This window comes from Ruegeria sp. C8, from assembly GCF_056537565.1.
The window spans coordinates 1-953 of the sequence record NZ_JBQFRV010000043.1 but is presented as its reverse complement, the minus strand read 5'-3'; the positions used below and the strand labels follow the sequence as shown (position 1 = coordinate 953).

Annotated in this window: 1 pseudogene; it reads left to right on the top strand. The window is 58.8% G+C overall.

The features are described 5' to 3' along the window. Nucleotides 1-66 precede the first annotated feature (66 nt). Nucleotides 67-942, top strand: a pseudogene (locus ACR0KL_RS22730) (IS5 family transposase). Nucleotides 943-953: the final 11 nt, after the last annotated feature.

The window sequence follows — 953 nt, the reverse complement described above, 5'->3', positions numbered from 1 at the left end:
TAGGGTCAGGACCCATTGATTTCCGCTTTGCTGCGTGATTCACGGTTCGAAAATCGAGCGGTGACCATGTCTGATCTTTTCTGGCTGACGGATGCGCAGGTGGCGCGTCTTGAGCCTTTCTTGCCCAAGTCCCAGGGCAAACCACGCGTTGATGATCGACGTGTGTTGAGCGGCATTATCTTCATTAATCGCAATGGGTTGAGATGGCGCGATGCCCCTTCGGCGTATGGCCCACACAGTTGAAGGGAATCGTGGTCCCAGTGGGGCCGCGTAAGCCCCGGAAACGCCCTATAACCGTTGGAAGCGGTGGAGGTGAGTGGCAAACGCCACTGGTTCGAATGCCGCCACGAACAAGGCATCTTCGCCCGGATGATGGCCGGTCTGGCTGCCGAACACGGTGAAGAGAATACTGTGATGGTCGATGCCACCAACCTGAAGGCCCACCGTACCGCAAGCAGTTTGGGCGTCAAAAAAGGGGGCGTGGACGCCTGATTCATTGCCCGGCAGGTGCATCCGGAGGATGCTGCCGAGAGGGGTCGCACCAAGGGCGGCATGAACACCAAGTTGCATGCCATCTGCGACAGCCGGGGACGTCCGCTCAACCTGTTCATCACCGCCGGTCAGGTCAGCAATTACATTGGTGCGCGGGCACTGCTGAGCGGCCTGCCGGATGTCGATTGGCCGCTCGGGGATCGTGGCTATGACGCCGATTGGTTCCGGGAAGCGTTGAAAGACAAAGGGGTGCTCGCCTGCACCCCTGGCCGGAAGTAGCGGAAGAAACCGGTTAAGTACGACAAGCGTCGTTACAAACGGCGCAACCGGATCGAGATCATGTTCGGCAGGTTGAAGGATTGGCGGCCTGTGGCAACCCGCTACGACAGGTGCCCAAAGGTCTTCCTGTCAGCAATCGCCCTCGCAGCACTCGTTATCTATTGGCTATGAGGCCTGAACCT